The organism is Pseudomonas triticifolii (assembly GCF_014358015.1).
Taxonomy (GTDB): Bacteria; Pseudomonadota; Gammaproteobacteria; order Pseudomonadales; family Pseudomonadaceae; genus Aquipseudomonas; species Aquipseudomonas triticifolii.
Map to the genome: position 1 here is coordinate 490,539 of NZ_JACONV010000001.1, position 13,766 is coordinate 504,304.

Annotated in this window: 17 protein-coding genes; 2 read left to right on the top strand and 15 right to left on the bottom strand. The window is 57.4% G+C overall.

What is annotated here, in order from left to right:
* Positions 1 to 9: 9 nt before the first annotated feature.
* From H8S56_RS02040 to H8S56_RS02080, 9 genes are all read right to left on the bottom strand, one after another.
* The gene (locus H8S56_RS02040; RefSeq protein WP_187517721.1) at positions 10 to 2,502 is read right to left on the bottom strand and encodes a UvrD-helicase domain-containing protein; all 2,493 of its coding nucleotides are present in this window, start codon (positions 2,500 to 2,502) and stop codon (positions 10 to 12) included.
* A 129-nt stretch (positions 2,503 to 2,631) separates the two neighbouring features.
* A complete protein-coding gene (kdgK, locus tag H8S56_RS02045) occupies positions 2,632 to 3,552 on the bottom strand; it encodes a 2-dehydro-3-deoxygluconokinase (protein ID WP_187517722.1) in 921 nt (306 codons plus the stop codon).
* Between the two features lie 28 nt (positions 3,553 to 3,580).
* Entirely contained in the window at positions 3,581 to 4,786 is a 1,206-nt protein-coding gene (locus H8S56_RS02050; RefSeq protein WP_187517723.1) for an amino acid deaminase, read from the bottom strand.
* A gap of 24 nt (positions 4,787 to 4,810) precedes the next feature.
* Complete coding sequence (locus tag H8S56_RS02055) at positions 4,811 to 5,593, bottom strand: IclR family transcriptional regulator (protein WP_024688497.1); 783 nt, start codon at positions 5,591 to 5,593, stop codon at positions 4,811 to 4,813.
* Between the two features lie 56 nt (positions 5,594 to 5,649).
* A complete protein-coding gene (locus H8S56_RS02060; RefSeq protein WP_024688498.1) occupies positions 5,650 to 6,036 on the bottom strand; it encodes a RidA family protein in 387 nt (128 codons plus the stop codon).
* A 24-nt stretch (positions 6,037 to 6,060) separates the two neighbouring features.
* On the bottom strand, positions 6,061 to 6,852 hold the full coding sequence (locus H8S56_RS02065) for an amino acid ABC transporter ATP-binding protein (RefSeq protein WP_187517724.1): 792 nt from the start codon (positions 6,850 to 6,852) through the stop codon (positions 6,061 to 6,063).
* Positions 6,849 to 7,511: an amino acid ABC transporter permease gene (locus H8S56_RS02070; protein ID WP_024688500.1), complete on the bottom strand. Its 663-nt coding sequence runs from the start codon at positions 7,509 to 7,511 to the stop codon at positions 6,849 to 6,851. Before H8S56_RS02070 ends, H8S56_RS02065 begins: the two co-directional genes overlap by 4 nt.
* 9 nt (positions 7,512 to 7,520) lie before the next feature.
* Positions 7,521 to 8,183 carry an amino acid ABC transporter permease gene (locus tag H8S56_RS02075; RefSeq protein WP_024694765.1) on the bottom strand — a complete coding sequence of 221 codons (663 nt, stop codon included), beginning with the start codon at positions 8,181 to 8,183 and terminating at the stop codon, positions 7,521 to 7,523.
* 64 nt (positions 8,184 to 8,247) lie between these two features.
* Positions 8,248 to 9,099, bottom strand: coding sequence for a transporter substrate-binding domain-containing protein (locus H8S56_RS02080; RefSeq protein ID WP_024688502.1), 852 nt, complete (start codon positions 9,097 to 9,099; stop codon positions 8,248 to 8,250).
* 341 nt (positions 9,100 to 9,440) lie between these two features.
* Here H8S56_RS02080 and H8S56_RS02085 point away from each other — a divergent pair, with 341 nt between their 5' ends.
* Entirely contained in the window at positions 9,441 to 10,019 is a 579-nt protein-coding gene (locus H8S56_RS02085) for a hypothetical protein (RefSeq protein WP_024688503.1), read from the top strand.
* Positions 10,020 to 10,061: 42 nt separating this feature from the next.
* On the opposite strand, the gene H8S56_RS02090 is transcribed toward H8S56_RS02085, so the two are convergent.
* The 6 genes from H8S56_RS02090 to H8S56_RS02115 all read right to left on the bottom strand — a co-directional run bounded on the left by H8S56_RS02090 (position 10,062) and on the right by H8S56_RS02115 (position 12,747).
* Positions 10,062 to 10,409, bottom strand: coding sequence for a hypothetical protein (locus tag H8S56_RS02090; RefSeq protein WP_024688504.1), 348 nt, complete (start codon positions 10,407 to 10,409; stop codon positions 10,062 to 10,064).
* A gap of 48 nt (positions 10,410 to 10,457) precedes the next feature.
* On the bottom strand, positions 10,458 to 10,901 hold the full coding sequence (locus H8S56_RS02095; protein WP_024688505.1) for a hemerythrin domain-containing protein: 444 nt from the start codon (positions 10,899 to 10,901) through the stop codon (positions 10,458 to 10,460).
* A 114-nt stretch (positions 10,902 to 11,015) separates the two neighbouring features.
* The gene (locus H8S56_RS02100; RefSeq protein WP_024688506.1) at positions 11,016 to 11,441 is read right to left on the bottom strand and encodes a DUF3830 family protein; all 426 of its coding nucleotides are present in this window, start codon (positions 11,439 to 11,441) and stop codon (positions 11,016 to 11,018) included.
* 68 nt (positions 11,442 to 11,509) lie between these two features.
* Positions 11,510 to 12,133, bottom strand: a complete 624-nt coding sequence (locus H8S56_RS02105) for a glutathione S-transferase family protein (RefSeq protein ID WP_187517725.1) — start codon at positions 12,131 to 12,133, stop codon at positions 11,510 to 11,512.
* A 212-nt stretch (positions 12,134 to 12,345) separates the two neighbouring features.
* A complete protein-coding gene (locus H8S56_RS02110) occupies positions 12,346 to 12,507 on the bottom strand; it encodes a hypothetical protein (RefSeq protein ID WP_160170524.1) in 162 nt (53 codons plus the stop codon).
* Positions 12,508 to 12,585: 78 nt separating this feature from the next.
* Positions 12,586 to 12,747 (bottom strand): hypothetical protein, encoded by a 162-nt coding sequence (locus tag H8S56_RS02115; protein ID WP_187517726.1) that lies wholly within the window; start codon positions 12,745 to 12,747, stop codon positions 12,586 to 12,588.
* 121 nt (positions 12,748 to 12,868) lie between these two features.
* Between H8S56_RS02115 and H8S56_RS02120 the strand changes: the two genes are divergently transcribed.
* On the top strand, positions 12,869 to 13,714 hold the full coding sequence (locus tag H8S56_RS02120) for a lipopolysaccharide biosynthesis protein (protein WP_235986728.1): 846 nt from the start codon (positions 12,869 to 12,871) through the stop codon (positions 13,712 to 13,714).
* The last annotated feature ends 52 nt before the right edge of the window (positions 13,715 to 13,766 follow it).

The window sequence follows — 13,766 nt, forward strand, 5'->3', positions numbered from 1 at the left end:
CGCCCGCACTCATTCTGCCTGTGACGGCTTGCGCAGGTCCTCGAAGAAGGGTTTGTCAGCCGGCACTCGATCCGAGGCTTTGGGCATTTGCGGGTTGTCTGCGCCACTCGCGCTCTCGTCGAGATACCAGTAACAGTGGCGCGCAGCACGCGTGATGGCGACATACGCCAGACGCAACACCTCATCCTTCTGCGCGGTATCGTAAGGCTGCAGATCATTGGCCTCACCCAACGCTGCCAGGCGGTAAACCTGATTCTTATAAGGCGACACAGTCAGGTGCTGGCAATCCCCCAGCAGAAACACGGCATCAGCCTGCAAACCCTTGGAGCTGTGGTACGTCAGTGTTTTGATGCGACGCCCCTGAGCACCCTGCATCGAATCCGCATCGATCAACGCTTGCAAGCGTGGAGAAAAGCGGGTTTTTTCGCTGCTTTTTCGATACAGCAGCAGGATTGAGTCGCCATCATCGTGGTGTTCGGCAATACGTTCGGCCAATTCATCCTCGTCGCGACTGAGTACCTTTACGGGTAACAACTCTTGAGGCGCACCGCTGGCTCGCGCCTTTTTGCCAGGAATCGCGGGGGCCGCACGGACGATATGCTCGGCAGCATCAATGATGTGCTGATGACTGCGATAGTTTTCACTGAGCATGACTTTGGTGGTCGCAGGCGACGAGAACTCCTTGGCGAACTCCATGAAGTACTTTGGCGAACTGCCGCGCCAGCCATAAATGGATTGCCAGTCATCCCCCACACACAGCAACGAGGAGCGCTGAGCGATACGTCCGACGTGCATGGCCGGACCACGCCGACGAATCTCGCGCAGACACGTGCGGATCCAGGAGACGATCTGTGGCGAGACGTCCTGAAATTCATCGATCATCAGGTGAGACAAGGGACGCAGTACGGGGTCACTGACGTGCCTGAGGTTTTCCGGCGAGGTTTCGCCAAACAACGCGAACATCCGGTTGTACGTCATGACCGGCGGCGACTGTGCCAGCAGGTGCTGCTCGAAGGCTTTCCAGAACAGGCTGAGCGCCTCGAAGAAGAATCGATCGGGATCATCGCTGGCAAAACTCATCTCGGCCACCGCGCCTGGCACGTCCAGCCCCAGGTTCTCGATAAAGCTTGCTGCCGTCACGAAACAATCCAGCAGCGGTGCGGCGCCCAGCTCGCCCTTGACCCGATAGTCGAAACCCGGTCCGGCGACGGCAGACCCGGCCAGTGACTGCATCACCTTGCTCGCCGATTCGTAGTTATCCATCCATATCAATGGCTTACTGCAGAAAGCTTGAAACAGGGTGCGCTTTATGACGCCCTCTGCCCAGACTGGCAACTTGGCACCGGGGCGCTTGAGTTGCTGATCCTCACGGGCGTCGAGCCCCAGCACGACCCAGGCATCCAGCTCTGCAATGTAGCCGTGAAAATGAAAGGGAAAGCCATTTATTTCAATGACTTGGCGCATAGGCTCAATGCCGTTTATAGGCCAGGCTTTCGCACGTATCCACAGGTCCTCGACCGTATCGCACCATTCTTCATCCCGTTTCGAAGACAGTTCGGTCACCGCAGCGCGTTTCTGAACGTCAGGATGATCACGATCCAGCTCCTTGAGTTGCAAGGCATGGCGATACAGCGGTGCCATGACCTCTCGGAAGCGCTCATTGCTGGCGTAGAGATCGCGATAGCAGAGGTTCATCTGATGGCGCTGAGCGTCATTGATACGCAGATCGAACGGGTTGCTGTCGGCGTCCTCTTGCACAGGCGCCTGACTGTCCAGCGTCTCGAAGGCCCGTAACTGTTCGAACCCTGGCAAGCTGCGCACCAGCGGCAGAATACGTGAGTGGAACGTGCGTACCACTTCCCGCGCCTGCTTCTGGCTCAAGGCATGCCCCCACAGCGCCATGAGGTCGATCAGCTTGTTGATGAAGTCCTTGCGTGACTCGCGCGTGAAGGTCACGACCGTCATCGCGTCCAGTTCATACCCCAGATAATGATGCAGCAACAGAATGCGCAGCACCAACGAGGTGGACTTGCCCGCGCCTGCACCCGCGATCACATAAGTGGATGGCGTGTCGCTGAAGATCATTTTCCACTGCGCCGCACTCGGCTGGGCATGCACGGGAAGCTTTTCGGCTACGTCACTCTTGATGCGTTTTTTCAGCTCGGGCGTCAGGGCCAAACGCCAGTCATCGAACAAATGGTCGTCCACTTTTGGCCCACGATGCCTGGCAGGACGCGTGTCGCTGATCACCAGCACCTGACGGCCTTGTTCCTGACCATCCAGATAGCCGTCGGCATAACCTTCCCTGACACCCTCGATGTGCCCGTTCAGATAGCCATCGGCATGCCCCTGAAACCACGACGGTGTGTGTTGCGAACCTAGCCCGGTCAGGCTGCGGCCAATCAGCCGCGACAACAGGCGCCTGAAGAACGGCAGTTGCTGAGGTGGAGTGAGGTCGACATCCAGGTCAGGGGGAAGCGCAGAAGGCAGGTCGTCGGGCACGCAGACTCCAGTGGTAGGCTCATGAGCATAAGGGACGCCTATGGTGGCCGGATTTGCGGTCGGGTTCCAGCGAAATGCTTTGTGGTCAGTGCGTTAGCCGATCAACTGCATGTAATGCCGTAAATGCTATTACTGCGGCATCACGGCCTTTGGCACCAGTGCGCCCGGATGCTGAATGACGATACTGGCCAGTCGATGTCCTGCTTCGGCCGCCTGTTGCGGGTGTTCGCCCTTGAGCCGGGCCGCCAGATAAGCGGCGCTGAAAGAATCACCGGCGGCGGTGGTGTCCACCACGCGCTCGACTTTTTGCGTCGGGATCTCGAAACGCTTGCCACCGGTTTCGACCAGGCAGCTTTGGGCACCGCGCTTGATGACGATTTCATCGATACCACGCCCTCGGTAGGCCGCAAGCAACTCGTCGGTGCTGGTGTACCCATAGAGCGCCTGCTCATCGTCTTCGGTCAGCAACGCCAGGTCCACATGCGGCAGACACGCCAGATACGCTTCGCGCGCCTGCTCCACGCTGGACCACAACCTGGGTCGATAGTTATTGTCGAACGCAACCTTGGCGCCCCGCGAGCGGGCCTTGGCAAGCATCGTCAGCAGGCGCGAGCGACCTACGGCACCCAGCACCGCCAGGGTGATGCCGCTGAAGTACAGCACGTCGTAGCTGGTCAACGCCGCAAGAATAGGTTCAGCGGCAGGTGTCATGAAGCAATCGCGTACGGCAGCTTCGTTGCGCCAGTACAGAAACCGCCGCTCGCCACTGGCATCGGTCTGAATGCAGTAAAGCCCCGGCAGACGTCCTGGCAAGCGTTGCACCTTGCCCAGACCGATGCCCTCTTGCGACCAGACCTTGCACATGGCATCGCTGAAGCTGTCGTCACCCAGAGCCGTCACGTAATCCACCTGCCCGCTGCCCAGCAAACGCGCCAGATAGACTGCTGTGTTCAAGGTGTCTCCGCCGAAGCTCTGACGCAGGCTGCCGTCGGCATGCTGCTGCAGTTCGATCATGCATTCGCCGATCAAGGCGACACGTGGAAGGCTCATGTGGCGGTCACTCCTCTGAACGCGTGACTCAGAAATACGTGCTGAAGGGCTCGATTACCCGCAGGTCATCATCCACCAGACAACCTGAACGCCACTTGTCGAAGGTGAGACATGGATGCGACGCGCCAAACGCGATGATGTCGCCGATCTTCAGCTCGCAACCGGGTGCCACGGTCATGAACGCGTGCTGATCCATGACAGCCGTCACCCTGCAGGCGCTGACATCATCGCCGCTGGCGGGCAATACACCTGCCTTGTAACAGCGCAAAGGTGTCGGCAATCCCGCATCGTAAGCCACGTCGCGCTTACCCATGGCGATGACGGCAAAGCCCGGCTCCGGCATGGACTGCACGTGGGCCCAGACTTCCAGCGCCGGACGCAGTGCTTCACTCAGCTCGGCACGCCGATCCAGCACGCAGCATTGCGCATCCTTGTAGATACCATGGTCGTGCACCACATAACTGCCGGGGCGCAGAACGCTGAGAAAACGCTCACGCACAGCCTGCGCGTCGAACGCTTCGGCAATCAGGTCATACCAGGCTGAACCCGAGGCGGTGACAATCGGCCGGTCCAGCGCGAATGCGCCCTTGTCCTGCAATTCGACCGCCAGACGCACCATCGAAGCGGCGAACGCCTTGATGCCGCTGATCGCGTGATCACCATGAATCACGCCTTCGTAACCCTCGATACCCGTCAGCGCCAGTCCCGGTTGCGCCAGAACGGCATCTGCCAGCGCCAGGACTTCGGCCTCGGTGCGACAGCCACAGCGCCCGCCCGGCACGCCGTATTCGATCATTACGTTCAAACGCAGTCCGCGCTCGGCGAAAAAGCTGCCCAATGCGGCGACGTTGTCCGGGTGATCGACCATGCAGTGGAACTCGAAAGTCGAATCCGCCAGCAACCCGGCAATCAGTGCCATGTTGGGCTGGCCGACCAGTTGGTTAGCCATCAGGATGCGCCTTACGCCATGGGCATACGCGGCCTGGGTCTGCACGGCAGTCGCCAGCGTCATGCCCCAAGCGCCCTCTTCGATCTGCCGCCGAAACAGTGCAGGCACCATGCTGGTCTTGCCGTGGGGTGCCAGTTGCGCGCCACTGTTGGTCACGAAGGTCTGCATCCAGCGAATGTTGTGATCCAGCGCCGACTGGTGGATGACCAGTGCGGGCAGGCTTACATCGCTGACCAGATTGTCTCCCGGCTGGGCGAAACCCTTATCGATGACGGCAATGCTCATCAGTAATCTCCTGCTGAATCCAAGTTACTCGTTGATTCGACGCGCCAGACCGTTGGCACTGTCGATCAGTACCCGGCGATAGTCGCTGTAATGGGTCCTGGCGTCGGCGCGTGGCGCAACGATGCACAGGGTCGCAATACATTGACCCTGCTCGTTCTTGACGGGCGCGGCAAAACAATGGGTGAAGGTGTCGGCCACGCTGTCGAAAGAAAAGAAGCCTTCCTCACCCGCTTTGCGGATTTCGCTCAGGAAGGTGTCCAGCGGCAGACGCTCGCCACCCGGCAAAATGAAGTCTTCCGGGTCGATCAAATCGACGATCTCCTGATCACTGAGATGACTGAGCAACAAACGACCGGAAGCCGTCCAGGGAATCGGCGCGTTTTCACCGATGTCGGAGGAAATCCGGAAATGCCGCTCGCCCTCTTTCATCAGTGCCACCGTGTATTTACGCCCGTTGAGCAGACACATTTGCGCAGTTTCGCGGGTCTGGCTGACGATATCGCCCAGGCAGAGCTCGGCCTCGCGAGTGAAGTCAAAATGGCGCAAGTGCGCCTGGCCCAGAAAATACAACTGACGACCGAGGTAGACGTGCCCGTCCCTGCCAACCGGTTCCAGAATCCGCCGCTCCAGCAGCGAGGCCACCAGTTCGTATACCGTCGACTTCGGACTGCCGATACCGCTGGCAATCTCGTTGGGCCGCATGGGCGTGGCTTTTTCCTTGAGAAAATCGAGGATGTCGAACGCCCGATCCAGCCCACGGGCGCGGCGCTTGATGGTGTCTTCACTCGCTTGAGTCACATCGGTCATTTGCTGCTATCCATAGTGTTGAGCCGCCAGCGCAAGTCGACGGCAAACCTGAGCCGCTACTTCTGCCGATAGGCGATGCAGTCGATCTCGACTTTGCAGTCCACCATCATGTTGGCCTGCACACAAGCACGCGCCGGAGCGTGTTCGGGGGTGAAGTATTCGCCGAAGACCTTGTTGAAGCTCCAGAAGTCTCGTGGATCCTCCAGCCACACGCCCACCCGAATGACGTCCTTGAGCTCATAGCCGGCTTCATCAAGGATCGCGATCAGGTTGCGCAGGGTCTGGTGCGTCTGCTCGACGATGCCACCGACGATGATCTCGCCATCCACCGCCGGGACCTGCCCGGACACGTGTAGCCAGCCATCGGCTTCGACCGCACGGGCGAATGGACGGGGCTGACCGCCTCCAGCAGTGCTGCCAGCACCATAACGGGTAATGCTCATGGGGGTTCTCCTTCTTGAAACGTATTAAAACCGGATGTTTTTGAGAAATTCGCTCAGACGTGTCGATTTGGGTTGCTCGAACACTGTCTTGGGCGGGCCCTGCTCTTCGATACGGCCCTGATTCATGAACACGATCTGATCAGACACTTCATAAGCGAAACGCATTTCATGCGTCACCAGCAACATGGTCATGCCTTCTTCCGCCAGGTCCTTGATGACATTCAGTACTTCACCGACCAACTCAGGGTCGAGCGCCGACGTCACCTCATCGAACAGCATCAGGCTCGGGTTCATGGCGATGGCGCGGGCAATCGCCACCCGCTGTTGCTGCCCACCCGACAACTGGCCTGGAAAATGATCGCGCCTGGACAACAGACCGACCCGATCCAGCCACTTCTCGGCCAGTGCCACCGCCTGATCCTTGGGCATCTTCTTGACCTTGAGCAGCCCCAACGTGACATTCTGCAAGGCACTCAAATGCGGAAACAGGTTGAATTGCTGGAAGGCCATGCCGGTCATCGCCCTGTGCTGGGCGATGAGTCGTTCCGGATGGCGAGTGCGCTTGCCGTTGATGTCGCTGTACCCAATATCCTGACCTTCCAGACGGATATGCCCGCCTTGAAATTCTTCCAGCAGGTTGACGCAGCGCAGCAGCGTGGTTTTGCCCGAGCCGCTGGAGCCGATCAGGGTCACGACGTTACCTTTCTGCATGCGCAGATCGACGCCCTTGAGCACTTCGACAGTGCCGTAGGACTTGTGCAGACCCTCAATGCTGAGCAACGCAGGCGCAAGGGCTTTGGATTGAGTCTGTGTCATGGCAAGGCCACCCGTTTTTCGATGTATCGCCCAAGCAACTCAATGGCGTAGTTGATGATAAAGAACAGAAAGCCAGCGAACAGGTAGAACTCCAGGGTCATGAAGGTACGGGCGATCACCTGCTGGGTGCTGAGCAGCAATTCGGCGACACCGATCACTGACAGCAAGGTCGAGGCCTTGACGATTTCGGTCGAGGCATTGACCCAGGTCGGCAGGATCTGACGCATGGCTTGCGGCAACAGTACGTACCGCAGCGACTGGCCGAACCGCAGACCGATCGCCTTGCCCGCCTCCATCTGCCCACGCGGAATCGCCTGCAGGGCGCCGCGTACGATTTCCGACACGTGCGAGCCGCAAAAAAGCGTCAGCCCTAGCGCACCGGCCTGAAAGGCAGTGATCTGCCAACCCAGCGCCGGCACCATATAGAACACCGCGAGCACCAGTACAAATACGGGCGTACCACGAATCAAATCCACATACAGGCGAATCGGCAGGCGAGCAAAGAATCCGCCATAGGTCAGCACAAGACCAGCCAGCATGCCGATCAAGGTCCCAAGCACAATGGCCAGCGCCGAGCACTGAAGGCTGGTCAGAAAACCCGACCACAGCACCTCACGGGCATTCCACACTTCCTGCAGCCAGCCAGGGGGTTGATACATGACAGCCTCCTAGCGGCGAATCGCCAGACGTTGTTCGAGAATGCGCAGCAACAGGGCAATCGCATAGCAGGCCACGACGTAGAGCGCCGTGGTCACGAGCCAGGTTTCGATCACCCGGTAGCTTTCGACGTTGATCTTGCGCGCGTGATAGGTCAGCTCCGGCACCGCAATGGCAGCGGCCAGCGACGTATCCTTGAATAGCGAAATGAAGTTATTGGACAGCGCGGGCAGCACATTGCGCAGCATCACCGGCACGACGATGTACGCCCTCACCTGCCACTCACCCAGACCAATGGCCAGGCCCGCTTCGCGTTGCCCCTTATGAATGCTCAGCAAACCGGCACGAAACACTTCAGTCAGATAAGCGCCCGCGTAGAGCGACAGCGTGATGACAAACGATGGCAGCTTGTCCAGGCGGATGCCCAGGCTGGGCAGCGCGAAGTAGATCAATAGAATCAACACCAGAATCGGCGTATTGCGCACTACCGTGACGTAGATCGACGCCACGATACGCAACGCCTTATAACGCGACAACAGCGCAAAGGCGTTCATCAGACCGATCACGCAGCCGATGGCAATCGAGATCAGGGCCAGTTCCAGCCCAAGCCCCAGACCGGCCAATAGACTGGGAAAATCGCGCCAGACGGCATCAAAGTTCAACTGATAGTTCATGGTTGCCTGTACCTGGCAGGGAGACCACGAAGTTCGCCCTGCCCTTCAAGAGGTCTGATCCGGCTTATTTGTATTCCATGGGGAAACCAATCGCAGGCACTGGCAGGTCCACGCCGAACCACTGCTTGAACGAGGCGGCATAGGTCGGGAATTCGACACCAGTCATGGCTTCATGCAGCGCGGTGTTGACGAAGTTCAGCCAGTCCTGATCGCCACGCTTGACGGCGCAGGCATAGGTTTGCGGGCTCCAGGCAAAGGCTGGCGAGCGATAGCGGCCAGGGTTCTGCACCATCAGGTATTTGACCGAGGACTGGTCGGTCGCTGCGGTGTCGGCGCGGCCCGAGTTGATGGCCTGATACATCAGGTCAACGCTGTCGTACTGGTCAACCTTGGCCTTGGGCAGTGCCTGATGTACCAGTTCTTCGGCGTACACGTTCTGAAGCACCGCGACCGTTACGCCGTCGCCTGCGGCTTTCAGGTCATCGATTTCCTTGTATTTGCTGTTGGCAGGCAGCAGTAAGGCGACACCTTCGCGGTAGTACGGCAACGTAAATGCAACCTGCTGGGCGCGGCTGGCGGTGACGGTAATGAACTGGCAACTGATGTCGACCTTGTCCGTCAGCAGATTGGGAATACGTGCGTCAGAAGACTGAACAACGAATTCGACCTTGCTCGGATCGTTGAACAGGCCCTTGGCGATGATCCTGCCGATGTCGATATCGAACCCCTGCAACTTGCCGTCTGCCCCCTGGAAGTGCCAAGGCGCATTGGTGCTGCCTGTGCCGACCACCAGATTGCCACGTTTCAATACTGCATCCAGTTTGCTGCCATCTGCCGCCATGGCCGGATTGACCAGCGTGGCTGCGGCTGCAAAAGCAAATACACAGGCTTTTAGAAAAGAAGGTCCGTATCGCATCACATGAACTCCACCGAGGTTGTCATAATTCCGCTATAGCGGATACAGGTATGTAACAGCGGAATAGACAGCAGAAAGTGTGCCACACGAAGGCAGGCAACGACACCGCTTTGAAAAGTCCAGATAAATCAATCATCTGAGAAAGGGACGAGAGGCCTGCGCCGATGAGGTTCGGTCAACCACAGCGTTACGTGCAGCATGCGCTGTGTAGCCAGGCCCCACTGTTGCGCGAGCGCGCCATAATCGGGCGCACGGCAACATTTCAGTTTTCAGGAACGAAGCCGATAGGTCTGCATTGCTCGCTGCTGCGACTACACTGCCTGGCATTCAAGGAAGGCTCGATGCTCAAGATCAAAACCCTGGTACTGGCCACGCTCATCCTGACGCTGACAGGCTGTGCGCTCGGACGAAAAGTCGATTACGCCACCATCGGCCCGGATTTGGCGATTGCTACCGGCAAATCGGTGGCGGTGGCCGTCTATGACGTGCGCTCGTATGTACTGTCGGGGGAGAAGAAAAGTACGTTCGTGGGGGTCTCGCGCGGCACGTATTACAATCCGTTCGACATGAGCACTGCCAGTGGCAACCCGCTGGCGGTTGACCTGCAGCGCTCTGTGCTCAGTGCTCTGGCCGATTCCGCCATCGTCGCCAGCGCCAAGCCATTCGACCCGCCGCTCAAGTCAGCCGGCCCAGGCCAGCGCGTGTTGGTGCTCAAGGTGAACGAATGGAAAACCGACACGTACCTGAGTACTCATTTCATCTATGACGTGACGGCTCAAGTGCTGGACGAAAAAGGAACTGTGCTGGGTTCAAGAACAGCCAGGGATGACGTTCAGATCAAGGATTTTCAGGAGGCCGGCCAGCAGGTCCTTCAAGATCTGCTGGCCTCTGCCGCGATTCACGGCGCATTGGCGCCCTGAGAGACCGGTCCGGCAGTCAGACCTTGAAGCTTCGATAAAGGCTTAGAGGCATGTTGCGATTGCGGCCGATCGCAGATTCGCCTGTGTCTCCCCTTGAGCCGCATAGAACTCCACTGATGTGGCCGCGCCCTGAGGTCGGACATCGGCGAAATAGCGGGTTTCAGTCGTGAACACAGTGAAGCCGCCTTCAGACAGCGTGTGCAGGAACACATCCGACGACGAGCCGAACATGGCTTCGTTCTGCCAGGTCACCTGAATGCACTGAGCAACGGCCGCCGCCTGCTTGTTGCTGGACAAGACCTTGGCCGGGCCACCTGAGCGCGCTGAGTTTGAAGGCGCCGCACACCCGACCAACACGGCCGCCGCTATTACCAAAACCGGAAACTTCATGTCATGCCTTCATTCAGAAAAAGCCGATTCTAGCACCGCGGGCGTCGGTCATCCTTCGGCCAGTTGCTCTTCGTACTCTTTCACGTAGTCGCCAGCCAGGGCCTGCTTCTGTTTCTCATCCAGCAGCTTGCCGGCCATCTGGAAAAATTTCTGTTCTTCTTCTTTCAAATGGTGATGCACTTTTTCCGCAAGCTTTTTCGCAGTTGCCAGCCAGGCCGGGCTCGACATCTCGGTTTCGTCCAGTTCTTCCATCATTTCATCCATTTCGTGATGCTCGGAAATGGCATGGCGGCTCAGATCGATGCCTTTGTCGTGCTCCATCAAAGGAATGTAGAAGAATCGCTCCTCAGCGGTTTCGTGCGCTTGAAGCTCTTCCTTGAGCTGCTTGTAGGCCTGTGCACGCGCTTCTGAATCACCACTGGTCTTAATCAGAGCATCGGCATACCCGCGTTGACGGTCATGACTTTCGCGTAGCGCTTCGAAAATATTCAAGGACTGATCTCCAGTTCGGCTTCCGGGTGGCGAAAGCATTGTTGACTAGACCCTTGGCGAAGATCAGCGGTTCCAAAAAATACTGGCGAAGTAGTACATGGCTCAGACGAAGTGCTACGCCAGTTCGAATACCACGTCCTGCGCGCCTTCCCACAGCGTCTTTACGCCCAGCTTGCGCAGGTTCTCTTTGCCCTGCGTGATGGTCAGGAAATGATTGCCCGCCAATTGCCCCATCTTGCTGGCAAAGCAGCACGAGCCGTAAGCAAGGAGGATTTCCGTCTCGCTGTAGCCGCCGGGATAGAACAGGATGTCGCCCACAGAAGGATGGCTGGTGGCGTTTTCGAACCCAACAAGTGCGTCCTCGAACTTCAACTCGTAATCGTCAAGCGGCACCCAACACCCCTCGCCGCTCCAGCGCACGTGAATGAATTTCTGCCGGTAAGGCAACAGCTTCAGGAAGGCAGCCACCGTTTTAGGCGCGTCCGGGTTGGTTTCAGCCAGGAAGTCGTATCCACCAGCGGTCATTTTGATCAGGGTCACTGCAGCGTCTCCTCAAGGGACAAAGACTGTAAACGGGTGAGCAGCATAGGCGTAGAAGGCTTCAGACGTCACGGGGTGCCGTTTCTCCCGTACAGCAGATAACCGGGGCGATTGCTCAAGCGCTCGTAGTACGCATTGACTGCTGGCAGGTCGGGATGATTCAGAGGTGTCTCGAACCAGCGGTTGACTGAAAGCCCGATGGGAATGTCGGCGAGCGTAAAACGATCACCGCTCACGTAGGCACCCGTTGTTTCGAGCTGCTGATTCAGTACGCGCATATGCCTGGTCCAGTTCAGGCAGGACTCAGCCGATGCACCCACATCCTGAAAGTCGGGCGAGCGACGGGTCAGGGACATGAACGCATAGACCCAGGATCTATTGAGATCGGCAGCCTGCCAGTCGATCCATTGATCGACGCGGGCTCGCGCTCTTGGCTCGACGGGATAGAGATGAGTACCGTTATGACGCCCGGCCAGATACCGGATGATGCTGTTGGACTCCCAGAGCACAAAATCATCGTCAACGATAACGGGCACCATGGCATTTGGGTTCAGGGCAACAAACGCAGGGCTGTCCGTCGGTTCGAAGCCGCTACCCCACGCCTCCAGACGAAACGGTATTGCCAGTTCTTCGCAAGTCCACAGCACCTTTCGTACATTGATCGAAGTGTTCTTACCCAATATGCGCAGCATTTAGCATCCTTATTACAGAGCACCCGCGTAACGTCCAAGGGACGTCAGGCGTGTGCCTGACAGGCCATTCGGACAGCGAAGGTGGCGGGCAACACGCTCCGCACGCCGTGGGGTGGTATTAAATATCAAGCATTGGTTCCACGCCCCTCTTTGATACGCGTAGAGGCTCAGAAAGAAGCGGGCTCGACATTCAAGCGGGCCCGCAGGATCGATCAATGCTGAAACAGATGCTCCTTTGCGGCCTTAATGCGTTTTTCACGCTCTTTGACGAGTCTGTCTGCAAGGTCGGCAGCAGCCACCACAGCCTCCTCTGCGGTCTCGGTGCAGGTGATCGTCGTGCTGAGCGCAGCCGCTGCATAACGATCCCAGGCCAATACTTCATCGTTAAAAAGGGGTGGTATTGTCGACATGTGATACTTCCTCACTGTCAGGCCCGACGATGCGTCAGGCGGTCAGTCAGACAGACTAGGCGTTGAGAAGTAAAGCGCAACTTCAGCGCCGGATTCGATGAAAACTGAAATTTCTTCAACGTCGCAGGATGCTAAACCAAGCAACTTTTTCATCATGTAACGACGATGTTTCGCTTTTCTTACTGGACGATAAATAGTGGCCATTTGAACATCAAAGAATTAAACCACTTCCTCTAAGGAATACTCCTACATACAGAGTGTTAAGATGCGCCGATGATCTAGCCGCAATGAATGAACACATCAACGCTATCATGAAGCCATCAATATGATCATAACTCAGTTAAAAACATCGACTTACTCAAGATCCGCTGTAACTGAAGCCCGTGATACTCGCCCTATTGATGCCTGTCACGATGACTTCGGGGAATGCAAAGGCATCGCCAAGGGTCCGGTTTTTCTCGTAGGCTCGGGCATGTCGGCCAGAAGCTTTCCTTTTCGCGAATTTTCCTGCATCCCAATGATCACCATGAACGGTGCCATTTCGATGTTCATGCATACGCCGGTTAAACCGTTTTTTTACGTCTGCTCGGATCGGGACTTTTCCAGGCAGCAGCCTGACCTGTTTGCAGCGGCGTTGAGGAGCAGTGAACATATCGCTCTATGGGGTGATCAGCTAGATGGGCTCAAGAGCAAAACGAAGGGCCAGTTACATGAATTGAAAAAAGCACATCGCTCAAGCGCCGCGATCTTGTTTAACCGTCATCCGGACTTGATCAGAAAGCGCTCGGTACTCAGTAAAAGAAGCAGGGATATTGGCTTCAGCAAAGACATGACGCTGGGTTTCTTTGATGCACGCACCGTGATGTACGTGGCCTTGCAGATCGCATACCACGTGGGATTCAACAAGGTCTTTCTGGTGGGGTTCGATCTAAGTCAGGCGGCAGGACGGTTTTATGAAACGCAAACATCCACGTGCTCGCCCTGCGGCCTGGATCAGCATTATGAGTCGAGAATCCTGCCCTCCTTGAAGCTGATGTCGACATCCGTGATACACGACGACTTTGAGGTCTATAACCTGTCGGCGACCTCCAGAGTCCCTGACGACATCCTCCCCAAAATCACCCTGGACGAGGTTCGGCTAAAAATGGGGCTTTCCTGTTTTCACCCGTGATTAACCGGTCTGGATGAACCGGCCTGGCCCGATCCACGCCGCATTCTTCAAT

Excerpts from the sequence above, each read along its gene's own strand:
- kdgK (WP_187517722.1), bottom strand. The coding sequence starts at position 3,552 with ATGAGCCTTCCACGTGTCGCCTTGATCGGCGAATGCATGATCGAACTG.
- H8S56_RS02050 (WP_187517723.1), bottom strand. The coding sequence starts at position 4,786 with ATGAGCATTGCCGTCATCGATAAGGGTTTCGCCCAGCCGGGAGACAAT.
- H8S56_RS02055 (WP_024688497.1), bottom strand. The coding sequence starts at position 5,593 with ATGACCGATGTGACTCAAGCGAGTGAAGACACCATCAAGCGCCGCGCC.
- H8S56_RS02060 (WP_024688498.1), bottom strand. The coding sequence starts at position 6,036 with ATGAGCATTACCCGTTATGGTGCTGGCAGCACTGCTGGAGGCGGTCAG.
- H8S56_RS02065 (WP_187517724.1), bottom strand. The coding sequence starts at position 6,852 with ATGACACAGACTCAATCCAAAGCCCTTGCGCCTGCGTTGCTCAGCATT.
- H8S56_RS02070 (WP_024688500.1), bottom strand. The coding sequence starts at position 7,511 with ATGTATCAACCCCCTGGCTGGCTGCAGGAAGTGTGGAATGCCCGTGAG.
- H8S56_RS02075 (WP_024694765.1), bottom strand. The coding sequence starts at position 8,183 with ATGAACTATCAGTTGAACTTTGATGCCGTCTGGCGCGATTTTCCCAGT.
- H8S56_RS02080 (WP_024688502.1), bottom strand. The coding sequence starts at position 9,099 with ATGCGATACGGACCTTCTTTTCTAAAAGCCTGTGTATTTGCTTTTGCA.
- H8S56_RS02085 (WP_024688503.1), top strand. The coding sequence starts at position 9,441 with ATGCTCAAGATCAAAACCCTGGTACTGGCCACGCTCATCCTGACGCTG.
- H8S56_RS02090 (WP_024688504.1), bottom strand. The coding sequence starts at position 10,409 with ATGAAGTTTCCGGTTTTGGTAATAGCGGCGGCCGTGTTGGTCGGGTGT.
- H8S56_RS02105 (WP_187517725.1), bottom strand. The coding sequence starts at position 12,133 with ATGCTGCGCATATTGGGTAAGAACACTTCGATCAATGTACGAAAGGTG.
- H8S56_RS02115 (WP_187517726.1), bottom strand. The coding sequence starts at position 12,747 with ATGGCCACTATTTATCGTCCAGTAAGAAAAGCGAAACATCGTCGTTAC.
- H8S56_RS02120 (WP_235986728.1), top strand. The coding sequence starts at position 12,869 with ATGATCATAACTCAGTTAAAAACATCGACTTACTCAAGATCCGCTGTA.